Annotated in this window: 17 protein-coding genes and 1 tRNA gene; 12 read left to right on the plus strand and 6 right to left on the minus strand. The window is 70.0% G+C overall.

Annotated elements, in window-relative coordinates; translation table 11 throughout:
• On the minus strand, window positions 1-5,841 hold a 5,841-nt coding region (locus ACT6XY_RS17610; protein WP_444749632.1), incomplete at its 3' end, for an apolipoprotein A-IV repeat region-like domain-containing protein.
• A gap of 191 nt (window positions 5,842-6,032) precedes the next feature.
• On the opposite strand from ACT6XY_RS17610, the gene ACT6XY_RS17615 reads away from it, so the two are divergent.
• From ACT6XY_RS17615 to ACT6XY_RS17645, 7 genes are all read left to right on the plus strand, one after another.
• Window positions 6,033-6,338 carry a hypothetical protein gene (locus tag ACT6XY_RS17615; protein WP_444749633.1) on the plus strand — a complete coding sequence of 102 codons (306 nt, stop codon included), beginning with the start codon at window positions 6,033-6,035 and terminating at the stop codon, window positions 6,336-6,338.
• A 188-nt stretch (window positions 6,339-6,526) separates the two neighbouring features.
• Window positions 6,527-6,895, plus strand: coding sequence for an Hpt domain-containing protein (locus ACT6XY_RS17620; protein ID WP_444749634.1), 369 nt, complete (start codon window positions 6,527-6,529; stop codon window positions 6,893-6,895).
• A gap of 161 nt (window positions 6,896-7,056) precedes the next feature.
• Entirely contained in the window at window positions 7,057-7,377 is a 321-nt protein-coding gene (locus ACT6XY_RS17625; RefSeq protein WP_444749635.1) for a 2Fe-2S iron-sulfur cluster-binding protein, read from the plus strand.
• Window positions 7,378-7,477: 100 nt separating this feature from the next.
• Window positions 7,478-8,362, plus strand: a complete 885-nt coding sequence (locus ACT6XY_RS17630; RefSeq protein ID WP_444749636.1) for a DMT family transporter — start codon at window positions 7,478-7,480, stop codon at window positions 8,360-8,362.
• 58 nt (window positions 8,363-8,420) lie between these two features.
• A complete protein-coding gene (locus ACT6XY_RS17635; RefSeq protein ID WP_444749637.1) occupies window positions 8,421-8,945 on the plus strand; it encodes a SixA phosphatase family protein in 525 nt (174 codons plus the stop codon).
• Window positions 8,946-10,382, plus strand: a complete 1,437-nt coding sequence (locus ACT6XY_RS17640; protein ID WP_444749638.1) for a YcjX family protein — start codon at window positions 8,946-8,948, stop codon at window positions 10,380-10,382.
• Entirely contained in the window at window positions 10,379-11,377 is a 999-nt protein-coding gene (locus ACT6XY_RS17645) for a YcjF family protein (protein ID WP_444749639.1), read from the plus strand. The genes ACT6XY_RS17640 and ACT6XY_RS17645 overlap by 4 nt, the downstream gene beginning before the upstream one ends.
• Window positions 11,378-11,383: 6 nt before the next feature.
• Here ACT6XY_RS17645 and ACT6XY_RS17650 read toward each other — a convergent pair whose 3' ends face one another.
• Window positions 11,384-12,028 (minus strand): hypothetical protein, encoded by a 645-nt coding sequence (locus ACT6XY_RS17650; RefSeq protein ID WP_444749640.1) that lies wholly within the window; start codon window positions 12,026-12,028, stop codon window positions 11,384-11,386.
• Window positions 12,029-12,215: 187 nt separating this feature from the next.
• Between ACT6XY_RS17650 and ACT6XY_RS17655 the strand changes: the two genes are divergently transcribed.
• Both ACT6XY_RS17655 and ACT6XY_RS17660 read left to right on the plus strand, forming a co-directional pair.
• Window positions 12,216-13,463, plus strand: coding sequence for a flavin-dependent oxidoreductase (locus ACT6XY_RS17655; protein ID WP_444749641.1), 1,248 nt, complete (start codon window positions 12,216-12,218; stop codon window positions 13,461-13,463).
• Window positions 13,464-13,510: 47 nt separating this feature from the next.
• Window positions 13,511-14,413 carry a DMT family transporter gene (locus tag ACT6XY_RS17660; RefSeq protein ID WP_444749642.1) on the plus strand — a complete coding sequence of 301 codons (903 nt, stop codon included), beginning with the start codon at window positions 13,511-13,513 and terminating at the stop codon, window positions 14,411-14,413.
• Here ACT6XY_RS17660 and ACT6XY_RS17665 read toward each other — a convergent pair whose 3' ends face one another.
• A complete protein-coding gene (locus ACT6XY_RS17665; protein ID WP_444749643.1) occupies window positions 14,414-14,869 on the minus strand; it encodes a cupin domain-containing protein in 456 nt (151 codons plus the stop codon). It lies immediately after the preceding gene.
• 189 nt (window positions 14,870-15,058) lie between these two features.
• Here ACT6XY_RS17665 and ACT6XY_RS17670 point away from each other — a divergent pair, with 189 nt between their 5' ends.
• Entirely contained in the window at window positions 15,059-15,739 is a 681-nt protein-coding gene (locus ACT6XY_RS17670; protein ID WP_444749644.1) for a DUF2848 domain-containing protein, read from the plus strand.
• A gap of 56 nt (window positions 15,740-15,795) precedes the next feature.
• Here ACT6XY_RS17670 and hmgA read toward each other — a convergent pair whose 3' ends face one another.
• Both hmgA and ACT6XY_RS17680 read right to left on the minus strand, forming a co-directional pair.
• Window positions 15,796-17,160, minus strand: a complete 1,365-nt coding sequence (hmgA, locus tag ACT6XY_RS17675; protein WP_444749645.1) for a homogentisate 1,2-dioxygenase — start codon at window positions 17,158-17,160, stop codon at window positions 15,796-15,798.
• A gap of 93 nt (window positions 17,161-17,253) precedes the next feature.
• Window positions 17,254-18,402: an MFS transporter gene (locus ACT6XY_RS17680; protein WP_444749646.1), complete on the minus strand. Its 1,149-nt coding sequence runs from the start codon at window positions 18,400-18,402 to the stop codon at window positions 17,254-17,256.
• A 226-nt stretch (window positions 18,403-18,628) separates the two neighbouring features.
• On the opposite strand from ACT6XY_RS17680, the gene ACT6XY_RS17685 reads away from it, so the two are divergent.
• Window positions 18,629-18,702, plus strand: a tRNA-Gly gene (locus ACT6XY_RS17685).
• A 58-nt stretch (window positions 18,703-18,760) separates the two neighbouring features.
• On the opposite strand, the gene cysG is transcribed toward ACT6XY_RS17685, so the two are convergent.
• Window positions 18,761-20,224 carry a siroheme synthase CysG gene (cysG, locus tag ACT6XY_RS17690; RefSeq protein WP_444749647.1) on the minus strand — a complete coding sequence of 488 codons (1,464 nt, stop codon included), beginning with the start codon at window positions 20,222-20,224 and terminating at the stop codon, window positions 18,761-18,763.
• A gap of 225 nt (window positions 20,225-20,449) precedes the next feature.
• Between cysG and ACT6XY_RS17695 the strand changes: the two genes are divergently transcribed.
• Window positions 20,450-20,590: GTP-binding protein (locus ACT6XY_RS17695; protein ID WP_249688973.1), on the plus strand; the 141-nt coding region annotated here is incomplete at its 3' end.

Here is a 20,590-nt window from a genome sequence, read left to right on the forward strand (position 1 = left end):
ACGCAGGGGCAGGGGGCTCTCGTCCCGCGCGGGCCGGCGGGCCGTCGGCGCGGGCTCGCTCACGTCGAACGCGCGACCGGACTTGGCGACGATGTCGTTCAGCTCGGCCAGGGCCTTGATCTGGTCGGCCACGACGCGGCGCATGGCGGCGGCGTTTTCCTGCGTCTCCTTCGGGATTTCGATCATGCCGCGCGACAGCTGGTCCCGCGTCTCCGCGAGCTCCCGCTGGATCTCGCTGCTCATCGCCTTCATGCCCGAAGTGAGGGTCTCGAAGCGCTCCGCGGCCTCGCGGAACAGGGCGTGCATCTCGTGCGTCGCCTGCTCGTAGGCCGAGCGCATGGCGTGGGTCGTGCGCTCGCGCTCCTTGCCGGTGGCGAGGCGCAGCGTTTCCGCCTGCTCACCGATGGCCTGGGTCGTCTGGTTGGTCGATTCGACGAGCACGCGGCCGATCTCGCGGGCACGATTCTCGGCGACGCCGAGATTGTCGTCCAGGAGGCCGGTGAAGCTCTTCACCAGGTTGTCCATGTCCTCGGTCTTGGAGGCGAGGTGGTGGACCAGCGCCTCGATGACCTCGCGGCGGCCGTCGAAGGAGGCGTCGAGACGGTGCTGCATCTCCTCCACCTGCTCGGCTGCCGCCCCGAGGAGGCGTGCCTGGTTGTCGAAGCGCTCGGTGAGCGAGGAGACGTCGCGGAGCACCGTGCCGGCCACGTGGGTGAGCTGGCCTATCTGGCCGTTGAGCATCCGCGTCGAGGTCTCGGCGGCGGTGGACGCCGTCTCGGCCGAGGAGGCGAACTGGCCGATGCGCTCGGCCAGCTGGTCGTTGATCGCCGCCAGCGACTGCTCGGTCTGCGCGGCGACCGCGCGGATCGAGCCGTTGGTCTCGCCGAGGCGGGCGAGGATCGAACCGATCTCGCCGCGCAGCTGCTCGTTGGTCGCCGTGAGGGCGACCACCGAGTCGCGGGTGTCGGTCTCGATCTGGCTGCGCAGCTGCTCGGAGCTCTCCGCCAGGATGCGCGCGGCCTGCTCGCTGGAGTCGGAGATGCCGCGGGTGACGTCGATGCCGGTCTGCGACAGGACGCGGGTGATCTCAGCGCCCTTCTGGCCGATGACCTCGGCGATGGCGCCGCCGCGGTTCTCCAGCGCGCGCACCACGATGTCGCCGACGCGGCTGACCTCGTTGGTGATCTGCATGCCGTTGTCGCCGAGGCGGGTGACGAGGTTGTTGCCGCGGTCGTCGAGCAGCGAGGCGAGCTCGGCTGAACGGGCGCCGAGCACCGCGTTGATCTCGTTCACGCGGGTCGAGAGGCCCTGGGTGATGTCGTTCGAGATGACGGAGAGCGTGCGCTCCACGTCGTCGGCGTTGGCGCGCAGGGTCTGGGTGACCGCCTCGACCTTCTCGGTGAGGGTCTCGGCGATGTGCGAGCCGCGGGCGTCGAGCGTCTGCGAGACCAGCTCGAGCCGGCCGACCACGACCTCCTCGAAGCGGGCGACGCGGGTGTCGAGCGTCTCGGCCACTTCGAGAGCACGGCCACCGAGGGTGCGGTTGATCTCCTCCGCCTTGTTCGACAGCGTCGCGGTGATGTGGTCGGACTTCGAGGTGAGGGTGTAGGTCACCTCGTCCGACTTCTCGCTGAGGAGGCGGGTGATCTCGTCCGACTTGGAGGTCAGGGTGTAGGTGACCTCGATGGACTTGTCGGAGAGGAGACGGGTGATCTCGTCCGACTTGGCCGCCAGCGCATAGGCGACCTCCTCCGACTTGTCGGTGAGCAGGCGGGTGATCTCGCCGGACTTGGAAGCGAGCGTGTAGGTCACGTCCGCCGACTTGTCGGAGAGGACACGGGTGATGTCCTCCGACCGCGCGGCGAGGTTCTGGGCGATGTCCTCCGAGGTGGTGGCGAGGTTGCGCGCCATCTCCTCAGACCGGGTCGCCAGGTTCTGCGCGATGTCCTCCGAGGTGGTGGCGAGGTTGCGCGCCATTTCCTCCGACCGCGTCGTCAGGTTGAAGACGATCTGGTCCGACTTGTCGTTGAGCAGGCGGGCGAGGTCGTCCGACTTCGAGGTGAGGTTCGAGGCGATCTCGTCCGACTTGGTGGCCAGGTTCGAGGCGATCTCGAAGGAGCGCGTCGCCAGGTTGTTGGCGATCTCGTCCGACTTGGAGGTCAGCGTCTGGGTGATCTCGTCCGACTTCGAGGTGAGGTTGTAGGTGATCTCCGCCGACTTGTTCTCCAGCGCCTCGGTCACCGCCTTGCCGCCCTCGCCGAGCACCTTGGCGAGTTCGAGCGTGCGGTTGGCCAGGGTCTCGTTGAAGGCCTGGGCGCGGGTGTCGAGGGCCTGGTCGATGCGCGCCAGGCGCCCGTCCAGGGCCTCGGTGATCTCTCCCGACTGACGGGCGACCCGCTCGGCGAACTCGCGTGCGTCGCCGGCGATCCGGTCGGCCAGCGCCACGCCCTTGCCCGAGATGGTCTCGTCGAGCGCGGAGATGTGGCCGGTGAGCTTGTGGTCGAGGAGGGCGGTGTGGTTGGCGACCTGCTCGGTGAGGAGCGAGGCATGGGCGCCGACGCGGCTCTCGAAGTCGCCGGTCAGGCGGCCGACCGCATCCTCGAGGTTGAGGGCGTGGCGGCTGACGGAATCCTCCAGCGTCGTGGCGTAGTGCGCGACCCGGCCCTCGAAGGACGCGGTATGGCGCAGGATCGCCTCGTCGAGGCCGGTGGCGTGCTGCGACACGCGGCCTTCGAACTCGTTGGCATGGCGGCCGATCGCCTCCTCGAGCGCGCCGGCATAGTGGCTGACGCGGCCCTCGAACTGGACGGTGTGACGGCCCATCGTCTCGTCGATGAGCGTGGCGTAGTGGCCAAGGCGGCCGTCGAACTGGGCGGTGTGACGTCCCATCGTCTCGTCGATGGCCGTCGCGTAGTGACCGACCCTGCTCTCGATCTGGGCGGTATGACGCTCCATCGTCTCGTCGATGGCGGTCGCGTAGTGACCGACCTTGCTCTCGAACTGGGCGGTGTGCCGGCCCATCGTCTCGTCGATGGCGGTGGCGTAGTGGCCGACCCGGCCCTCGAACTGGGCGGTATGGCGGCTCATCGTATCGTCGAGGGTCGTCACGTAGTGTCCGACGCGACCCTCGAACTGCGAGGTCTGGCGGACGATGGCGTCCTCCAGATTGACCGCATGCTGGCCGATACGGGTGTCGAAGCCCGAGGTGTAGCGCAGGAAGGCGTCCTCGAGGCCGGCGGCCTGGGCCCCCATGCGCGTCTCGAAGCCGTTGGTGTAGCGGGCATAGGCCTCCGCGAGGCCGGCCGCATGTTCGCCGATCCGGGCGTCGAAGCCGCTGGTGTAGCGGCCGTAGGCGTCCTCGAGCTGGGCCGCCTGTTCGCCGAGGCGCGTCTCGAAGCCGCTGGTGTAGCGGTTGAAGGCGTCCGCCAGCCCGCTCGTATGGGCGGCGACCCGCGTCTCGAAGCTCTCCGCGTAGCGGCTGATCGAATCCTCGAGGCTCGCGGCATGGGCCGCGACGCGGGTTTCGAAGCCGGAGGTGTGGCGGTTGATGGCGTCGTCGAGCGCCACGACGTTCTGGGCGATGCGGGTGACGACGGATTCGCCCTGGACCGTGGCGGTCTCGGTGATCTCGCCGGCCACGCGCCGCAGCTGGCTGGTGACCTCCTCGCCGCGCAGGGCGAGGGCGTTGGTCACCTGGGCGCCGATGTCGCCGATGCGCTGGGTGAGGTCGGTGCCCTGGGTGGCGAAGGTCGACAGCACGTCGGTGCCGGCAAGCTCGATCTCCTGGCGCAGGTTGGCGGTCCGCTCCGAAATGGCGGTGGTGACCGTCTCGCTGGCGCGGTGGAGGGCCAGCTGCACGTCCTGCGCCTTCTCGGTGAGGCTTTCGACGACCTGGATGCCGACGTCGCCGATGGCGTTCTTGGCTTCGGCGGTGCGCTGGGTGATGGCCTCGGCGATGAGCTGGCCGGTGACGGCCAGGCGCTTGTCGAGCTCGTCGCCGTGGGTGGTGACGGTCTGGTGCAGCTTGTCACCGGTCTCGGCGATGCGGTCGGCGAGGGCGCCGCCGCGCACGGTGATGGTCTCGGCAACGTAGCTGCCGGTGGAGTCGAGCTTGTTGACGACCTCCGAGCCGCGCTCGGTGAGCTCGCCCACCAGGCGCTCGCCGGTGTCGCGCAGGCGCGTCGTCACCTCGTTGCCGCGGAGCGACAGCTCGGAGACGAAGGCCTCGCCGGTCTCGCGCAGGGTGGTGGTGACCTCGCCGCCGCGGGTCGCCAGCTCGTAGACCAGGGTCTCGGCCGTCGACTTGAGCACCGAATTGACCTCGCCGCCGCGGGTCGAGAGTTCGTAGACGAGGCTCTCGCCGGTGTCCTTCAGGCGGCTCGTGACCTCGTTGCCGCGCAGCGACAGCTCGGAGACGAAGGCCTCGCCGGTCTCGCGCAGGGTGGTCGTGACCTCGCCGCCGCGCGTCGAGAGTTCGGCGACCAGGGTGACGCCGGTGTCGCGGATGGTCGAGGCGACATAGTCGCCGCGGGTCGACAGTTCGGAGATGAGCGTCACGCCGGTCGTGCGCAGCGTCTGCGACACCTCGCCGGTGCGGGCCGTCAGCTCGGTCACCAGACTGTCGCCGGTCTCCTTCAGGCGCGCCGACACCTCGTCGGAGCGGGAGGCGATGGCCTGGGTGATCTCGGCGCTGGTGAGCGCCAGGTGATTGGTCATCGCCGTGCCGGTCTCGGACAGCTTGGCCGCCATGCTCGTGCCGGTCTCGGCCATGGTCACGGTGACGATGTTGCCGGTGTCGGTCAGCACGGAGGTGACGCGGTCGCCGGTCGTCGACAGGGCGCGGGTGACCTCGTCGCTGGTGGAGGCGAGGCGGTCGACGATGTCGGAGCCGCGCAGCTGGATCTGGTCGATCATGGTGTCGCCGGCGCGGCCGAGCGCCAGGGTGATGGCTTCCGCCTTCTCGCCGAGCGAGGAGGTGACGCGCATGCCGGACTCGTCGATGCGACGGGCGAGCTGGTCGCCGGCATCGGCGATCTGGCTGGCCACCTGCTCGTGGACGCCGGTCATGGAGGAGCGCACGCGCTCCGCATTCGTGACGATGGCCTCGCGCTGGGTGACGAGTTCCTCGATGAGGGCGCGCACGCGCAGCTCGTTGTCGCTGTAGGCGCGCTCGAGGGAAGCCACCTCGTTGTGGACGAGGGTCTCGAGCTCGCCGGCGCGGGCCAGCGCCCGCTCGACGCCATCGCCCATGGCGGCGACCTCGCGGCGGATCGCCTGGCCGACCGAGACCACGGCCTCGCGCGCCACCGTCTCGGGCTCGGCGAGCCGCAATGCGACCTCGCTCATGCCCTGGGCGACGATGCGCATTTCCTGGGAACGGCGGATGAGCGCGCCCATGACGAAGAAGAACATCACCGGCAGCAGCAGCACGGCGGCGAGCGTCAGGGTCTGCGGCGCCAGCGGGTCGGGCAGGGCGGAGCCGTAGACGCGGGAGGCGATGGCAAGGCCTGCGCCGAGCCAGGCGATGGAGAGGAGGGCCGCGGTCCACAGCGGCGCGGTGGAGGGGCGTCGCGACAGGCGCTCCAGCATCTGGGCGAGGTCGCGCCGGTCGTCGTTGGCCGGCGGCTGGGAGGGCGAGACCACCTGGTCGGAGCGGCGGGCATCGGCGAAGAGGTCCTCGTCGACCCGCATCGCCTCGCTGGAGCTGCGCGAGGCGCCGTCGCGCCCGCCGGTCCGCGTCGCCGTCTTCGCCTGGTCTTCGCTCGCCAGGTTCAGTGCGTCCTGGATGGCCGCGAGGGCCGCCTCGGCCGGATCCTGCGCCTTCTTCGGAGTGTTCGCCATGGTGTCGCCCGCATCCTCTGACTGCCGACCGTCTTTCGTCCACCCGGAGGTTGCGCCCCAAGTGCCTCTTGGACGCAACAACACGGATGGCAGACAACAGTCCGCCGCAGCATGTAATCTACCGGGGGGTCCTAAGGATTGAAACCTGTCGGAGCCGCAGTTTCGGATTCATCGTTAACGGATAGGTAACCATGACCGACGAAGGCCGTCCTGCAGGAGGCCGCGGCAAGCCGGGTGCCGTCGCGTCCTCCTCGCCCGAACCGAGCCCGGTGCAGCGCCGTTGGCTCGTCCGCGGAGCCGACCAGCCCGGTGGAAAACTTCCCCTGTTCGACGCCGGCGGACGCGAGGTGCCGAAGGCGACCATCCGCGCCTGCCTCGCCGCCGGATGGGCCGAGCCCTGGTTCACCAACCCCGTCAAGCCGGACTGGCTGGTCTGCAAGCTGACGGCGAAGGGGTACCGCGCCGTCGGTCTGGAGCCGCCGCCTGGCATCCGCTGAGGTCGAAACCCCGTTTACCCTCGGTCAACCGAATCGCTCGAATTCGCGGCGAAACCGGCTGACTTTAACCCCTCTTTGGCCCGCCCGCCGCCATGGTCGGCGCATAGGGACGAGGGGAGGATCAAACTCCCCCGCAGGCAGAACCGGCCGCTGAGGGGCGGCCTTCGTCAACAGGGGACTCAATGACCATGGCGCGTATCATGTCGGACGACCATCTGGGCAGCAGCCTGCCCGTCGATCTCACCCATCTGTCGCGGCAGACCTTCGGCGACCACGACCTCGAGCGCGAGGTGCTGGTGCTCTTCGAGCGTCAGTCTCGCACCATGCTGGAGCGGCTGCGCAACGCCACCAACGCCAAGACCTGGGCCGAGGCCGCCCATACGCTGAAGGGTTCGGCCCTCGGCATCGGCGCCTTCGGCGTCGCCCAGGCGGCCGAGGCGGTCGAATGCGACCAGGTCGACCACCTCTCCTCGCGCGCCTGGGACGACCTCGCCCGCCTCGAGAGCGCGGTTGCCGAGGCCAACGGCTTCATCGCCACGCTGCTGCGCGCCGCCTGACGCGGCCCGCTCGCGCGGAAGGAATGCCCGCCCGCCTCTGGCGGACGGGCATGCCTTTCGCTATGTGATCGTCCATGGGAACCGCCGCGCGGCCGTAGCGGCGGTTTCTTCGTGTCGGGACCTGCCGGGTCCGCCGACGTTACGCGAAGGGCAGGGAGCCGATGCCTCAGATCATCTTCATCGACCACGCTGGCGAGAAGCGTCCGGTGGAAGCCGCTGCCGGCTCCACCGTGATGGAAGCCGCCATCAAGAACGGCATTCCCGGCATCGTCGCCGAATGCGGCGGCGCCTGCGCCTGCGCCACCTGCCACGTCTATGTCGACGACGCCTGGAAGGAAGCGACCGGCGAGCCCTCCCACATGGAGGAGGACATGCTCGACTTCGCCTTCGACGTGAAGCCGACCTCGCGCCTGTCGTGCCAGATCAAGGTCACCGACGCCATGGCCGGCCTGATCATCCATACCCCCGAGCGGCAGGGCTGACGCACAGCCCCTGCTCCGGCAGGGGCGTCATGTGCCGATCGGTCTTGGCAAGACCCGCCGAACCCGGTTGATGGCGGGCAGACGCGCGGAGACAAGCGCCATGCCCCCCCAGACGGCCGAACGGCCGCTCGCCGCCATTGCCGCCCAGTTCGTCTGCTTCACGCTCGTCTCGGTCGCCGACACGATCCTCAAGATCATCGTGACCGAACTGCCGAGCTGGCAGATCATGGCGCTGCGCAGCGCCTCCGGCATCGCCATCCTGACGCCCATCATCCTCGTGCAGATGCTGCGCGGCCGGGGCACCATCGTCACGCGCCGCCCCTTCGCTCACCTGTTCAGGGCGAGCCTGTCCGCCGTGTCCGTCTTCGCCTATTTCGAGGCCCTGCGCGAACTCGACCTGCCGGTGGCGACCGCCATCCTCTTCGTCACCCCGTTCTTCGTGGTGGCGCTCTCCGGCCTCGTGCTGCGCGAGCCGGTCGGCCTCAACCGCTGGATCGCCGTCGCCGTCGGCTTCCTCGGCGCCCTCGTCATCATCCGTCCGGGTCCCGAAGGCGTCTCGATCGCCGCGCTGCTCGCGGTGCTCTCCGCCGCCACCTGGGGCGCCGCCATGGTCGCCATCCGCGCGCTCGGCAAGACCGAGGGGACGCTGTCCGTCCTCTTCTACTTCAACCTCTTCATCTGCATCATCGCACTGTGCTTCGCCATTCCAGGCTGGCAGCCGGTGCCGCTCTGGCTGCTCGGGGTGATTGCCCTCAACGCGGTCATCCAGCTCGTCGCGCAATCCTTCATGCTGATGGCCTTCCGCTTCGCCTCGGCCTCTGTTTCGGCGCCGGTGCAATACACCCAGCTGCTATGGTCGGTGGCCGCCGGCTGGTTCGTCTTTTCGGTCATTCCTGGGCCCCAGGTCTTTCTCGGGGCGGCGATCATCGTCGCCAGCGGTCTCTATCTCATCTGGTCCGAACGCCGCGCGCGGCAGCCGGGTTGAGCCCCCGGCCCTTGCCCCGGCGCTCGCCAGGGGGCACATGACGGCCATGGGGAGCACGATGCGCCGGCTGATCCTGTTGAGGCACACGAAATCGGACTGGCCGGCCGGCATGGTCGATTTCGAGCGCCCGCTCGCCGCGCGCGGGCGCCGTGCCGCGCCCCTCATGGGCCGCCTGCTCATCGATCGTGGCCTCGTCCCCGACCGTGTCGTCGTCTCGCCCGCCGCCCGCACCGTCGAGACCTGGGCGCTGGCGAGTGCAGGGCTTGTCCAGCTTCCCCCCGGCGAGCAGGACGGCCGGATCTACGAGGCGCCGGCCTATGAACTCGCCAACGTCATCCGCGAGACGGCCGACGAGGTCGGTACGCTCCTCCTCGTCGGCCACAATCCCGGCATCGAGACGCTCTGCGCGGACCTCGTCGCCGATGGGCCGGCCGACCAGCGCCGGCGCATCTCGCGCAAGTACCCGACGGGCGGGCTCGCGGTGATCGACTGCGCCATCGACACCTGGCGCGACCTCACCCCCGGCTGCGGCACGCTGGTCTCGTTCACGGCGCCGCGCGACCTCGACAGCGAGGCCGAGTAGATGGTCTGGACCGGGTGGATGAACGAGACGCGGCTCGCGGCGCGGTCCATCGCGGCCTATGCGACCGACTGGGTCAACCCGACCCTGAGGCTCGGCGTCACCGGCCTGTCGCGCTCGGGCAAGACGGTCTTCATCACGTCGCTCGTGCACGGCCTGCTCACGGCCTCGCGCTGGCCGGTCTTCGAGCCGCAGGCGCAGGGACGCATCGCGCGCGTGCGTCTGGAGCCGCAGCCCGACGACGGCATTCCACGCTTTCCCTACGAGGACCACCTCGCGACGCTCACTGGACCGCGCGAATGGCCGGAGGGCACAAAGCGCATCAGCGAAATCCGCCTCGCCATTGATTTCGCGTCGAATTCCGGGTTCATGCGCGGCACCGAAAAGACGCTCACCCTGGACATCGTCGACTATCCCGGCGAGTGGCTGCTCGACCTGCCGCTGCTCGCGCAGTCCTATGCGGAATGGTCCCGCCGCAGCATCGAGGCGGCCCGCCGCCCGCCGCGTGCGGCGCTCGCCGAGGAATGGCTGGCCGCCACCGCCGAGGTCGAGCCCTTCGGCAAGGGTGGCGAGGCCGAGGCCCGGCGCCTCGCCGACGCCTTCACGCGCTACCTGAAATCCTGCCGCGACGAGCGCGTCTCGCTCTCCACCCTGCCGCCCGGGCGTTTCCTGCTCCCCGGCGAGATGGAGGGCTCGCCGGCACTCACCTTCGCCCCCCTCGACCTCGCGGGCCGCGAGCCGGCCGGCGACAGTCTCGCCGCGCTGATGGAGAAGCGCTTCGAGAGCTACAAGCGGCTGGTGGTGATGCCGTTCTACGCCAACCACTTCGCCACGCTCGACCGGCAGGTCGTGCTGGTCGATGCGCTCGCCGCCCTCAATGCCGGTCCGGCGGCGCTCGCCGACCTCGAACTGGCACTCGCCGACGTGCTGACCGCCTTCAGGCCGGGCAGCAACTCCATCCTGTCCTCCATGCTGGCGCGGCGCATCGACCGCATCCTCTTCGCCGCCACCAAGGCCGACCACCTGCACCAGACGAGCCACGACCGGCTCGAGGCCCTGCTGAAGCGCCTGACCGACCGGGCCATCCGCCGCGCCGAGTTCGCGGGCGCGCGCGTCGAGCCCATCGCGCTCGCTTCCCTCCGCGCCACGCGCGAGACGACCGTCACCCGCCGCGGCCAGAGCCTTGCCTGTATCGTCGGTACGCCCATGCCCGGCGAACAGGCGGGCGGCGAGGCCTTCGACGGCGCGCGCGAGGTGGCGGTGTTCCCGGGCGAGCTGCCGGCCGATCCCTCGGGCCTCTTCGCCGGGCCCGACGCCTTCCGCGGCGAAGACTACCGCTTCGTCCGCTTCCTGCCGCCGAAGGCCGATCCCGCCCAGGCCCTGCCGCACATCCGCCTCGACCGGGCGGTGGAATTCCTCATCGGAGACCGGCTGGCATGAGCAAGGGACCGACCCTGAAGCCGCAGGTCTTCGACCTCGAGTCCGACGCGGTCGAGATCGCCCCGCCAAGCGACGCCCCGGTGGTCGACCGGCCGCCGGAGACGGTGATCGCGGAGGAGGCCGCGCGGCCTCCCGGGCGCGCCAGTCTGTGGACGCGCCTGTTCTGGACCGGACTCGGCGGTCTCGTCTCGCTCGCCTTCGGCATCGCCGTATCGACGCTGATCGACGACCTCTTCACCCGCGCCGCCTGGCTCGGCTGGGCGGGCGTCGCGGCCCTCGTCCTGTTCCTCGTCGGTGGCCTCGCGCTCCTCGCCCGCGAGGTCTTCGCCCTGCGCAGCCTCGCCCGCCTCGACACGCTGCGCGAACGGGCGGCGCGCGCGCTTCTGGACAAGGACGATCAGGCGGCCGCACGGGTCGCGGGCGATCTCCTCGCCGCCATGGCCGGCAATGCCCGCACCGCGCGCGGCCGCACCGCCGTCCAGGCCGCCTTCGCCGAGGGCATCATCGACGGCGCCCAGCGCCTGCGCATCGTCGAGCGCGAGCTCATCGAGCCGCTCGACCGCGAGGCCACGCGCCTCGTCGCCGAGGCGGCGCGCCGCGTCTCCGTCGTCACCGCCGTCAGCCCGCGGGCGGCGGTGGACCTTGCCATGGTCTTCGCCACCGCCGTCCGGCTCATCCGGCGCATCGCCGAACTCTATGGCGGCCGGCCCGGCACGCTCGGCATGTTCAAGCTCATGCGCCACGTGCTCGCCCATATGGCGGTGACCGGGGGCATGGCGGCGGGCGACACGGTGCTCGACCAGATCGTCGGCCACGGGCTTGCGGCGAAGCTTTCCGCCAAGCTGGGGGAGGGGGTGCTGAACGGTCTTCTCACCGCCCGCCTCGGCATCACCGCCATCGCGGTGTCGCGCCCGCTGCCCTATATCGGCGCGCCGCGGCCGGACGTGCGCGACCTCGTCGGCGACGCCATCACCCTGCGCGGCGACAAGGGCTGAGGCGTCTCAGGCCCCGGGTTTCACGTTCGGCAGGAGGATGGCCGGCGGGTCCAGCGGGTTGAAGCTGTCGGGCCTGTTCTTGGTCAGCCACAGCGACATCTGCCACACCGTGTAGCCGCCGATGAAGACGACCAGGCCCATCAGGCCCCAGTTGACGGCACGGATGGCCTGGATCGTCAGATAGGCGAGCGAGACGGCGAGGCCCGCCGTCGTCGCCGCGATGATCACGTAGCGCCAGGCCGGCTCGCCGGCGATGAAACTTGCCTTGGGCGAAGTGCGGGCGATGGTGGCGCAGAGCGCGCGCACGAAGGCGGCGAAGGGCGCGTCATGGGCCTCGATCTCGACCATGCCGCGCCAGGAGACGTTGGAGAACCAGATCTTCTTGCCGAGCCGCTGGCGCACCTCCACCCGGTAGCGACGGGTGTAGAGATTGGCCGGGCGGAAGACGAGCCGGACGCTTTCGATCTGGTGCAGCGGCAGCCGGCCGGAGGACCGTCCGTCCGACCAGGCGAGATCGCGCTCCTCGATGGTGAAGCTGATCTCCGGCCCGATGAGCTTCGGGCGATGCCGGAAGGTCGGCCGGCCCTCGGCGTCGCGCCACAGGGCAGCATCATCCAGAATGGCGTCGGCGGGGGCGGTGGAACTGATCATGGCGCGTCTCTACACGCGGCTTGGACGCAGCGGAAGGCTGCGGGCGCACCAGGCGTAACCTTACCGCGAGGTCGCATCGCCGCAGGGCCGTCGCGCGCCCTCCGCGAGGCCCTGCGGCCTTGCCTCTCCGGCCGGCCCAAGCCATGATCCCGGCACGTTTTTTCGCCTTCGCGTCGGGGAGTGTTCCATGAAGGCCATCATCGTCGGCGGCGGCGTCGGGGGACTGACCACCGCCCTCATGCTCGCCGAGCGCGGCATCGGCTGCGAGGTCTACGAGCAGGCTTCCGAAATCCGCGAGCTCGGCGTCGGCATCAACACCCTGCCGCATGCCATCAAGGAACTCGCGGGGCTCGGCCTCTTGCCGCGGCTCGACGACGTCGCCATCCGCACGCACGAGCTGATCTACACCAACCGTTTCGGCCAGGAGATCTGGCGCGAGCCGCGCGGGGTCGAGGCCGGCTTCGACGTGCCGCAATTCTCCATCCACCGCGGCCGCCTGCAGACCGTCATCCATCAGGCGGTCAGGGCGCGGCTCGGCGAGAGCCGCATCTTCACCGGCCACCGGCTCGGCGCCTGGAAGCAGGACGAGAGCGGCGTCACCGCCTGGTTCTTCGACCGCGAGGGCCGCCATGTCCGCACCGCCCATGGCGACGTGCTCATTGGCGCGGACGGCATCCACTCCACCGTCCGCCGCTCGCTCTTCCCGAGCGAGGGCCCGCCGGCGTGGAACGGCATCATGCTCTGGCGCGGCGCGCTGGACTGGCCGGACTTCCTCACCGGCCGCTCCATGGTGATCGCGGGCGGCATGAGCGCCAAGCTGGTGATCTATCCGATCGCCGAGGGTCTCGCGCCCGGCCGCAAGCTCACCAACTGGGCCATCGCCGCCAAGATCGGCGAGAACAACGCGACGCCGCCGCGCCGCGAGGACTGGTCGCGTCCCGGCCGGTTCGAGGACATCATGCCCTACCTCAAGCGCTTCTCGCTGCCCTATCTCGACGCCCGCCGGATGATCGAGGCGACGCCCGAATTCTGGGAATATCCGATGTGCGACCGCGACGCGCTGCCCCGCTGGAGCCACGGCCGCGTCACGCTTCTCGGGGACGCCGCCCATCCCATGTATCCGGTTGGCTCCAACGGCGCCTCGCAGGCGATCCTCGACGCCCGCTGCCTCGCTGACCTCCTGGTCTCCGCCGATCATCCGGTCCAGGCACTCTGGGCCTATGAGCGCGAGCGCCTGCCGCCGACCGCCGAGATCGTCCGCATGAACCGCAAGGGCGGCCCCGAGGGCGTCATCGACGCGGTGGAGGAGCGCGCGCCCGACGGCTTCACCGACATCGACACGGTGCTGTCCTTCGAGGAGCGCAAGGCCATCGTGCGCGGCTATGCCTCGACGGCGGGCTTCTCGCAGGACAAGGTCAACCGCAAGGCGGCCTGACCTGTCGACACGGTCGGGGGCCGCCGTGCCCCCCGGACGGATCCTGCATGATCGCCAATGCCCGCATGCGCGAGGCCGCGCTTCTCCTTCTCGGCTGCGGGATCTGCCTCGGCGCGACCCTGCCGCTGCAGAAGCTGGCGGCCGCCGCCGGCGTCCAGCCGGCCTCCTGGGTCTTCGTCTCGACGCTCGGCGCCAGCATCCTCCTGACCATCGGCGCGGTGGCGCGGGGCCGGGCGCCGTCGCCGCGCCACCGGGTCTATTACCTCATCGCCGCGCTGGTCTCCTTCGTCATCCCCAACCTCATCATCTACGTGGTGATTCCGAAGATCGGCGCCGGTCTCGCGGGCATGATGTTCGCTCTCTCGCCGATCCTGACTCTGACGGTCGCCTCTGTCGTCGCGCGGCGCGTCCCACCGCTGCTCGGTGTCGTCGGGATCGTCGTCGGCCTCGCCGGCGTCCTCGTCATCATCGCCTTCCGCGGCGACGGGGCCGGCAGCGACACCTCGCTCCGCTGGGTGCTGCTGGCGCTGTGCATCCCGATCTGCCTCGCCTGCGGCAATGTCTACCGCTCGCACAACTGGCCGGCGGGAGCCGATTCCCTGTCGCTCGCCTCCGCCATCAACCTCGTCGCGGCAGCGCTGCTCTTCGCATCCGTCTTCGCGTCGGGGGAGGGGGTGCAGGGCCTTGCCGCGGTGCTCGGCGTGCCCGGGCTGATCATCGCGCAGATCGTCGCCACCGGGGCCAATCTCGCCATGTTCTTCCGCCTCCAGCAGGTGGGCGGGCCGGTCTATCTCAGCCAGATCGGCTATGCCGCCGCGGCCGTCGGGCTCGTCGCCGGCACGCTGATCCTCGGCGAAAACTATGCGCCCGCCACATGGGCGGGCGCTGTCGTGGTCGTCGTCGGTGTCGCGCTCGTCACCTATGCACAGGCGCGGGCGACGCCGTCCTGATCACGCGCCGGGCGGCGGCGGCAGGAAGACCACCTCGTGCTTGGCGGAGAGCGCCACGACGGCGTCCGGGTTCTGTTCGGGCAGGGAATGGATGCCCCAGAACAGGTCGTAGAGCTTGCGGGTCGGCGAGACCCAGAAGAAGCACTTCACGGTCTGATCCGTCTTGTTGAAGATGCCGTGGGCGAGGCCCATGGGCAGGCGGATGAGGTCGCCGGCGGTCGCCACGAACTCCTTGCCCTCCAGCACGAGGTCGAAACGACCCTCGAGCATGTAGATGAACTCGTCCTGCGTCGGGTGGATGTGCGGCGGCACGAAGGTGCCGGGCGGGAAGGTGGCGTGCCAGGACATGGAGGTCTCGCTGACCTGCTTGGGCACGTAGGTCTGACCGAGAATATTCCAGACGATCCCGTCCATCCCGGTCCCGGCCTTGGTGATGCCGGCGCTCATCGGCTGCATTGTCGTGTCCCCTCTGAAAGACGTCGGCGCGGATCAAACCGCATGACCCCGGCGACGGCAACCGCCGCCCGGCATTAAGCTTAGCGGGCCTGCCTTGCAGCCCTGCGACGGGCAGAGCGCATCGGGGCCATGGCGGCGCGGCCCGTCTCGCGCTATCGGTCGGCGTCGCCCTCGAGGATGTCTTTCGCCATGCTGACCTTCACCCGCCACGCCGCCGGCCGCTCAGACCGCATCGCCGTCGAACTCGAGACCCTGGTCGTCGCCGGCTGGGCCGGGCGCGACGAGGCGGCGATCCAGCACCACATCCACGAGCTCGCCGCCATCGGCGTGCCGCCGCCGTCCTCCGTGCCGGTGTTCTACCGCGGCGCCGCCTCGCTGGTGACGCAGAGCCGGCGCGTCGAGGTGCTCGGCCCCGATTCCTCCGGGGAGATCGAGCCGGTCGTCCTGTCGCTCGCCGACGGGCTGTGGGTGACGGTCGGCTCCGACCACACCGACCGCAAGGCCGAGACCTACGGCATCGCCCTCTCGAAGCAGATGTGCGCCAAGCCGGTCGGCACCATCCTGTGGAAGTACGAGGAGGTGGCGCCCCACTGGGACCAGCTCCAGCTTCGCGCCCACGCGGTGATCGGCGGCGAGCGCGTGCTCTACCAGGACGGCGTTCTCGCCCAGCTGCGCCCGCCCGCCGATCTCATCGCCAAGTGGACCGGCCGCGACACACTGCTGCCGGCCACCCTGATGTTCGGCGGCACGCTCGGCGCCATCGGCGGCATCCGCCCGGCGGCACGCTTCGAGATGGAGCTGATCGACCCGGTGCTGAACAGGACGATCGCCCACGCCTACGACATCGTCGACCTGCCCGTGGTGAGCTGACCAGCAGAAGGGGAGCGTGGCGAACGGGGCTTTGCTGCTCCCGCTCGCCGCTCGCCTTACTTCGGGTCCTTGCGCGTCGGATCGAAGTGCTTCTTCAGGTCCTTCCAGCAGTCGGTGTAGTTCGGCTGCAGGGTGGACAGGTCGCTGGCCCATTTCGTCACGCGCTGCGGAAACCGCGTCTCGAACATGAAGGCCATGGTGCCGGTGAGCTTGGTGGGCTTCAGTTCGGCGTTGCTCGCATGTTCGAAGGCGGTCATGTCCGGCCCGTGCGGCAGCATGCAGTTGTGCAGGCTCATGCCGCCGGGCACGAAGCCCTCTGGCTTGGCGTCGTAGACGCCGTAGATGAGCCCCATGAATTCGCTCATCAGGTTGCGGTGGTACCAGGGCGGCCGGAACGTGTTCTCGCCCACCATCCAGCGCTCGGGGAAGATGACGAAGTCGACATTCGCTGTGCCGGGCGTCTCGGAGGGCGCCGTCATCACCGTGAAGATCGAGGGGTCGGCATGGTCGAAGAGGATCGGGCCGACGGGCGAGAAGTGCCGCAGGTCGTATTTGTAGGGGTAGTAGTTGCCGTGCCAGGCGGCGACGTCCAGCGGCGACTGGCCGATGGCGGCGGCATAGAGCTCGCCACCCCACTTGGCGTAGATCGTCGAGGGCTCCTCGCGATCCTCGTAGGCCGCGACGGGCGTGAGGAAATCGCGTGAATTGGCGAGGCAGTTGGCGCCGATGGGGCCGCGGTCCGGCACCGTGAAGGCACCGCCGTAGTTCTCGCAGACATAGGCCCGTGCCGGGCCGTCGACCAGCTCGACCTTGAACACGACGCCGCGGGGGATGATGCAGATCTCGCCCGGCTCGATCTCGATGACGCCGAACTCGGTGCGGAAGCGCAGCCGGTTCTCCTGCGCCACCACGAGGAACTCCCCGTCGGCGTTGAACATGTATTCGTTGGCCATGGAGCGGGTGACGACCAGCACATGGGCGGCCATGCCGACCTGCGTGTCCGAATCGCCCGCCGTCGTCACCGTCCACAGGCCGTTGACGAAGGTGACGGGGTCGGTGGGGATCGGGGTCGCGTCCCAGCGCAGCTGGTTGATCGGCAGCTCGCTTTCGCCCCGCGCCTCGGGGGCGGTGCGCAGGAGGCCCTTGTCCACCTTCCGGTACTGGCCCGAATGCTTCACAGACGGGCGGATTCGGTAGAGCCAGGAGCGCTGGTTGGTGGCCTGGGGCGCGGTGAAGGGCGAACCGGAGAGCTGCTCGGCATAGAGCCCGTAATTGCACTTCTGCGGCGAGTTGCGGCCGATCGGCAGGGCGCCGGGCAGGGCCTCGGTCTCGAAGGAATTGCCGAAGCCCGACATGTACTGGAGCGTGCCGCCGCCGCGGCCGTCGGTGGGCACGAAGCCCGTCACATATTGCAGGGTCATGGCGTTCCTCCGCTTGGCGTTTCCCAGTCTTTTAGTTTCATCCGCAACTATCGTCAAACGGGTAGTCCGCCCCGTTCTCGCGCGATGGCGGCTTCAGGCGCTCGTATCGTTCCGGAAGCGGCGCTCCAGCATGACCATGGTGCCAAGGGCCACGAGTGCCGCGCCGAAGGACATCAGCAGGGTGGGCGTCGGGCCCCAGTGGCGCATGACGAAGGCGTAGACGATGGGCGCGCTGGCGAAGACGAGGTTCTGCGGCAGGCTCAGCCAGCCGCTCATCGTCGCATAGGTTTCCCTGCCGAACAGGGCAAGGGGGGCGACGCTCCGCACGACGGTCATGGCGCCCGCCGACATGCCATAACCGATGACGAAGGCGCCGCACAGAAGGGCCGACTCGGGCCCGAGGATCGGCAGCACCACCGCCACGGGCATCACGACGGCGGTGACGACACCGACGGTGAGGATCCCGGTGGTCCGCCCGAAGACCACTTCCGCCAGGCGCGAGATCACCTGGGCCGGCCCCATCAGGCTGCCGGCGAAGATGGCGAAGGCCACCGAGTGGCCATAGGCCTTGAGGATCTCGATGACCTGCAGCGGCAGGCCCCAGGTGATGAATCCCTGGAGCGAGAAGGCGGTGGCCATGAGGATGAAGGCCGAACGGCGCCTCTCCGCCGTGAGCGGGGGAGCGGCGGGACGCAGCGCCGGCTGTGGCCGCACCGGTTCCTCGGCCGGCCGGGGCGCGAGCAGGATGAAGTGGATCGGTGCGCAGACCACGAGATGCATGGCGGCGAAGACGAGGCACATGGTGCGCCAGCCGTATGTGGCATCGAGAAAGGCTGCGAGCGGCCAGAACACGGTGGAGGCGAAGCCACCCAGCAGCATCAGCACCCCGATGGCCTGCCGCGCTTTCGGGCCCGCGAGCTGCGCCATCGCCGCCGCGGCCGCCTGGGTGAGGGCGAGCGGCGTGCCGATGCCGATCAGCACCCAGGCCAGGACATAGCCCGCGAGCCCCTGGGAGAGCGACAGCGCGACCATGGCCAGGGCCAGGCAGGCCGATCCCGCGACCATGGCCCGGCGGATGCCGCCGCCATCGATGATCCGGCCGAATCGCGGTCCGGCCGCGGCACTGACGAGAAGCATGATGGTGATCCCGCCGAAGACCGCCTCCGACGAGATCGCGAGATCGCGGATCAGGGGGCCGACCATGACGGCGGGCAGCCAAAACGTGGTTCCCCAGCCGATCATCTGTGTGATCGCCAGGGGGACGGCGGGCGCGAACAGGCGAGCTCCGGCGGGCTTCGGACGGGCGGGCTGATGCATCAAGGGGAGGGGCGACCGCGGCGCGTCGTCGGGTGAGCGGAGGGGACCGTCATGAAGCCGGCAACCTTCCCCGCCGGCAAGAGGTCCGGGCGCACGGCAGACCGGCGCCTCTTGATCGGAACGCGCAAATGTGGTCACTCGCCGTCTCGGCGCGGGTATAGCTCAATGGTAGAGCAGCAGCCTTCCAAGCTGAATACGCGGGTTCGATTCCCGCTACCCGCTCCAGCTTTCCAGCCCTTCAGCCATCGACCGCTTCGGCCGAGCCGCAAGCGCCCGCGGGCGCTCACGCCGGCGCGTTGACCTCTGCCGCGCCAGCCGCTGCCGCCGCGCGCACGCCCCGCACCGCCTCGCCGATGACGACGAGAACGGGGAGGGCGGCCGGCAGCTCCTCCACCCGGTCCGGCAAGTCGGCGATGGCGGCGGCGACATGCACCTCCTCGGGCCGGGTCGCGGCGGCGATGGCGAGCGCCGGGGTCGCGCCGGCGAGGCCCGATTCCATCGCCCGCGCGGCGAAGCGGCGCAGCGTGTGGCGCGGCATGTAGATGATCGTCGTCGCCGCGGGGTCGGCGATGGCCGACCAGTTGATCGTCTCCGGCAGTTCCCCCTTGCGGCTGTGGCCGGTGACGAATTGCAGGCGCTGGGCGAAGTCGCGGTCGGTCAGCGACAGGCCGAGCACCGAGGCGGCGCCCTGGGCGGCGGTGATTCCCGGCACGATGGCGAAAGGCACGCCCGCCGCCCGGCAGGCGGCCATCTCCTCGTTGGCGCGGCCGAAGATGGCGGGATCGCCGCTCTTCAGGCGCACCACCGTCCGGCCCTCGCGGGCGAGCGACACCATCAGCTCGTTGATGTCGGCCTGGCTGACGGAGGGACCGTGGCCCACCTTGCCGACGGCGACGCGCCGGGCCTCGCGGCGGGCGAGTTCCAGCACGCCCTCCGTGATCAGGTTGTCGTAGAGGATCACGTCGGCCGACTGCAGGGCGCGCAGCGCTTTCAGCGTCAGGAGGTCCGGATCGCCCGGCCCGGCCCCGACGAGCAGCACGCGCCCTTCCGGCGGAGCGGCCTGCTGGCGGTCGAGCCCGGCGATCAGGACGTCGCGGTCCGCGTCCTGCGGGGCGCGCTCCGGCGCGGCGAAGGCGAGGTCTGTAAAGCGTTGCCAGAAGGCGCGGCGGCGCGCGAAGGCCGCACCGCGGGCCTGGACGAGCGGGCGCCAGTCGCGCGCCGCCTGGGCCCAGGCCTGGAGACCGGGCGGCAGCAGCGCCTCGATGCGCGCGCGCACCGCCTGGCCGAAGACCGGCGCCGCCCCGTCGGTCGAGATGGCGACGAGCAGCGGCGACCGGTTCACGAGGGCGCCGAACTGGGCGTCGCAGAAGGCCGGACGGTCGACGACGTTGACGACGGCGCCCGCTGCGCGGGCTGCCGTCACGAAGGCCGCCGCTTCCTCGTCGCTCTCGACGTCGGCGACGGCCAGTGCCGCACCGGCGAGGTCGGCCGGCTCCCAGGCGCGCGGATGGACATGGACGGCGCCCCCGTCCGAGGCGGCGACGTGATGGAATCGGGCCGGTGAGCCGGGCGCGAAGACGTGCAGGTCGGATCCGGCTGCGGCGAGGAGCTCGGCCTTCCAGGAGGCGCCCTCGCTGTTGCCCGCGAGCACCACGCGCCGCCCCCTGAGCTTGTGGAAGAGCGGCAGGGTCGCGATGGCGCCGATGCGCGGCGGCTCTGTTCCGCGGGGCGCGGCGGACGCTGTCATGGCGGGCCCTGACGGTGGCAAACGGGGATCATGGGGCGGCGTGAGCCGGCGCAACGATCTTGGCGAGAGCCCCGCGGCGGCGCAAGGGCTCCACCCGGATCGGCCCGCCTGCGCGTCATGTCGCGCCACCGTCTCCAATTTGCACTTGAACAGAACTGCGAAAACCCGTAACCGACCGCCCACCGCGGGCACGCCCGTATTTTGGCAGCCGAAGGACCACGACCGATGGCCAAGGAAAAGTTCGAACGCAATAAGCCGCATTGCAACATCGGCACGATTGGTCACGTTGACCACGGCAAGACGTCGCTGACGGCTGCGATCACGAAGGTGCTGGCCGAGTCGGGCGGCGCGACCTTCACGGCCTAT

It is taken from the genome of Phreatobacter sp. (assembly GCF_052440005.1).
Lineage (GTDB): Bacteria > Pseudomonadota > Alphaproteobacteria > Rhizobiales > Phreatobacteraceae > Phreatobacter.